This window comes from Staphylococcus sp. FSL H8-0121 (genome assembly GCF_038008425.1).
In the GTDB taxonomy this organism is placed as follows: Bacteria; Bacillota; Bacilli; order Staphylococcales; family Staphylococcaceae; genus Staphylococcus; species Staphylococcus pasteuri.
In genome coordinates this window covers 1-4,462 of record NZ_JBBOZB010000008.1, presented here as the reverse complement: position 1 = coordinate 4,462, position 4,462 = coordinate 1, and the positions used below count along the sequence as shown (strand labels likewise).

The window sequence follows — 4,462 nt, the reverse complement described above, 5'->3', positions numbered from 1 at the left end:
CGTTTTCTAAGCTTTGTTTTGCCTGAATTTCTTCTGCTTTTTTAATCATAAAAAAACAACTCCTTAATTTAATTTAAGAAGTCGCTCACCCGAATATATATCTTGAAGAATAAACTTATATCGTTTAATATCTAGATATACAAGATATAAAAAAAACAACTTAGTGTTTTTTCTAGGTAAGTCGCTATCACAAACTTTGGCGAGGGAGTGAGCGACTTCTTTTTATTTTGTTATTAATATAACACTATCAAAAGACTTGGTCTAATCAGATCAGGTCTTTTTTTATTTAAGCATTTGTATTATCTGGTAAACAGTTAAAACTACTAAAACACCAAGTACATACTTACTTGCTATAAAATTCTCAAAAGCTTCTCTAAATTTCATTTCTTCAACTCCTTTTATTGCTTTATTCCAATTGCTTTATTGACGTTGAGCCTCGGAACCCTTAACAATCCCTAAACTTGTCGAATGGTCGGCTTAATAGCTCACGCTATGCCGACATTCGTCTGCAAGTTTAGTTAAGGGTTCTTCTCAACTTCAATAAATTTTCTCGGCATAAATGCGTCGTCTTTATAAAGTGTAGCCATCATCTCGTTCATCTTCAAAAATAATTTCTGGTTCTTGTCTTTGATATTTTTTCTTAAAGAATTGTTCATCGTTATCATCTACAATCATTGTTTCTCGCATTTTTGAGCTTTCTAAGTGATTATCAATATGGTTAATCAAAGAATGATATGTTTCTTCTTTCATCACACCTTTAATCAACTTAAACACATTGTTAAATAGTTTATACGAACGGTTTAACTCTTTTTCTTTTTCTTGAGTTTGTTCCAATAAATTATTATAATTACCCGCTAAATCATTGTACTCATCTATTACTTTTCCATTTTTAATCTGTTCATCTAATAATCTATCTTCTAATTTTTTATTTTTTTCCTCAAAATCTTTTAAAGCCTTTCCGCTTTTAATATATTCATAATCATCAGTAATGAGTTGAGAAGCTTTTACTTGTTCCTGCAATAAATCAAATTTATTTTTATCAATAACGACGTTGCCTGTTTCCTGTGTTTCTTTGTTAAACAGTCCACCAACTTTTTCAGTTTCAAGCTCATATGGGACGTTTATAGGCTTTTTTAGAACATTTAAAGCATTTTGATACTGTTCCATTACTTCTTCGCTTTCTTGCTTTATACGGTCTAATTTTCGGCTCTCGTGCTCATATTCTTCTTTGTGATAATCTGTTAAATTTTTATAACGACTTATCTGCTCATGTCGTCTCGGCGTAACGCCCCTTGTTATACCTCTACTCAAGTCATAACCACAACTATTGATATGTTCGTTAAATCTATCTTGAAATTCAGTTAGCGCCTTTTTATTACCTAAAACCTCTTTCGCACTCAATCGACCATCTTTTGTAATCGGAACTACCCCATAATGCATATGAGGTGTTTTTTCGTCCATATGCACTGTTGCATATAATAAATTATCTTTTCCATACTCTTGTTCTAAAAACGTTTTAGCATGTTCAAAAAACTGCTTTGTTTCTTCAAGTGTTTGATTTTTAAAAAATTCATTACCAGATGTAATTAAACCATCAATATGTTTTACTGCGTCTTTTCTAATTTTGCGTTTCCCATTATAATTTTGTTCAATTTTCTCATCGATTTTTTGATTATAATCAATCGGACTATCATTGACTAAATCATAATTTAAGTATGATTTTTCTAAATCAATATCCATATTTTCATAATTTTTATTTTGTCTTTGTACATGTTTTTGAATACCTTTTGTATTCGTTTTTGATTTTACTTTAGCAACTCTGATAATAGAATACGCCATATTAAAATCCCTCCACTGCACATGTTTTTTGCGTAGCTTTATTTATTAAAGTATAAACACACTAGACTTATTTTTAATAAGTCGTTAATACGTGTGCTCTGCGAGGCTTAAACCTGTTTTTGCTAACGCAAAAAATGAGTGGCAAAATGCTAGCCACTCATAGTTCTAAACCAAAATATAATATAACTATTCAAACTGCTTTTCAGAACGTTTAAATACAATAATCGTCAAAAGACAACATAAAATAATAAGGATAGCCATGGCTACAAGAATATTACTATACACTCCAGAAGAATAATTTATAAATTCCAGAACTAGTTTACGATTAATCAATTGTAGTGACAATAAACCTCCTACAATTGCTATACCTGTTCCCTCTGATAAAAAACTTGTGAAATTTAGCAAACTCATTCCAGAAGCAACTTCTTCTTCAGAAAGACTACTTGATACTATTTTTGATATAACTGTTTTAGTAAAAGATAATCCGCCCATAACAAATATAAACATAAAAGTAGTCAACCACATACTAAACTCAACAAAAAATGCAATAGTTAAAAAACTTATAGAGATAGACAATGATCCTAAAATAAAAACAAATAATGATCCTTTTCTATCCACTAAAAAACCACCAAAATAACCAAAAACAATAACACTCATGGTTCCAGGAAAAATAACACTATTACCTATTGTCGCTACATTTACATGATAAATAGTTTTCATCATATAAGGCACCATTGATATAAAACCAGCTACTATAGAAAATATTAGCCCACCAGAAAACAAACCAAGCATAAACGGAATGTTTTTCCCTAGTTTAGGATTAATAAAAGGGTTAGAAACTCTTGAAATATGTTTAATAAAAATCACAAAAAAGATTGTGAAGAGTATTAAAAAAGTCCAATTATAATTTGTCGTAAATAACATAAAACATATAATACTTATAGACATTAAAACAATACCTACGATATCTAATGTATTTTTTGTTGATTTACCAGGTACCATTACTTTAATAAGAAAAGGTATAGTTACTATTGTAATCATAGGAAGTATAAGTAGGTAAGACCAATGAATATAATGTGCTATTATTCCCCCTATTGAAGGACCTAACCCTTCACCTAAAGCTACAATTGATCCTATAAAACCAAAGGCTTTGCCTTGTTTTTTTCTTGTAATATTTCTAGCTACAACCACCATAATCAGTGAAGGGAATGCAGCAGATCCTACTCCTTGTACTAACCTACCAAAAATCAAAATAAAAAAGTGATTGTGACCAATAAAAGCAATCAATGAACCAAGACAGCTCAAACTAATACCAATAATTAACAATTTTTTTATATTTATATAATCAGATAATTTTCCATATACTGCTGTTCCTATCGAAAAAGTTAACATATATGCAGTGTTTACCCAGTTTGTAATTCCAGGAGTAGTATTAAAATGATTTGCAATATCAGGTAAAGAAACATTTAAAACCATTTCATTTAATACACTAAAAAATGAAAGAATACAAAGCCAAAATAAAACGCTATAAAACAAACCTTTAAATTTTTTATATAAACTAAACAATTTTACCTCTTTACTTGAGGTGACTAAAGTTTATAGGGGTAAATTATTCTTTCACCTCATATAAATTCCCCAAATTTTTAAATAGACACTTCATAAAAAAATCCTCCTAAATTAGAATAGTTTAAATATATCATTTTTGTTCAGTAATATTAATATGTACACTATTTCCAAAATTTAAATTCATGTTGCCAAAAATCGATTTGTTTTTGCAATTGTTTTTCGTTCGCTTTTAAAGTCGATTTCATTAAGTCCGTTAAATCGACTGGCGAAATTTCTTTTATCAAATTCTTATATTTTGTTCTAGAATTTCTGTGAAGCTTTCCCCATTCTTCTTCATCACTCAATAACATAAAAACTATTGCTCTATCCGCAGTGCGTTGGATAGTTTTCCAATCTGGTTGCAAGATATGTAAATCACTAAAGCAATCATTCCAGTAATCCACCATATCTCTTTTAAGTTCGATTTCTACACGCCATAAATGTTCAGACATAACTTCAGCATCTGCATTATCTTTACGTTCTTGCTTTTTATTATAAATTCTAATAAATCTATTACTATCTCTCACGCCAAAATATTTTGTTTCTGGCTTACCATTACGACCATAAAAAATAGTTTTCTTAACTGCTTTATCAGACATTGCATAGTAGTCACTCAAATCATCTTCAAAATCAAAGGCTAAATCTAATCTTGTAAAACCGTCATCTTCCATGTAGCTTATTATATTTTGTTTTAACCAAATCATTTCATCTCGTGTAAGTTTGTTTGGATTAAATTCAATACGCATATTACGTCTATCCCAACTATCTGCTTTCACTTTGTCATATTCAATATAAACTTTTTCTTGAAGTACTTTAGCTTTAAACTTTGTTTGAAGAATATCCCAAAGTCTTATTTGGGGCTCTACACTCATAAATTTAGAAAGGGCTTGAGCGTTGTCTCGGTTGAGATTTCCAACGATCGTCATTGCATCAAAACTTAATTTTGGATCAGATATGCACACAGTATGTGCGTCCAACCGGCTATTAGAGTATCCGGTTTTAGAAAAATTTAAGTTTT

Annotated in this window: 3 protein-coding genes; all 3 read right to left on the bottom strand. The window is 29.9% G+C overall.

Going from position 1 to position 4,462, the window contains the following annotated elements:
* Positions 1–570: 570 nt before the first annotated feature.
* Positions 571–1,839 carry a MobV family relaxase gene (gene mobV, locus LFT63_RS12580; protein WP_340769505.1) on the bottom strand — a complete coding sequence of 423 codons (1,269 nt, stop codon included), beginning with the start codon at positions 1,837–1,839 and terminating at the stop codon, positions 571–573.
* 186 nt (positions 1,840–2,025) lie between these two features.
* The gene (gene tet(K) / locus LFT63_RS12575) at positions 2,026–3,405 is read right to left on the bottom strand and encodes a tetracycline efflux MFS transporter Tet(K) (RefSeq protein WP_000492283.1); all 1,380 of its coding nucleotides are present in this window, start codon (positions 3,403–3,405) and stop codon (positions 2,026–2,028) included.
* A gap of 161 nt (positions 3,406–3,566) precedes the next feature.
* The coding region (locus tag LFT63_RS12570; protein ID WP_340769503.1) for a replication initiation factor domain-containing protein at positions 3,567–4,462 on the bottom strand (896 nt) is incomplete at its 5' end.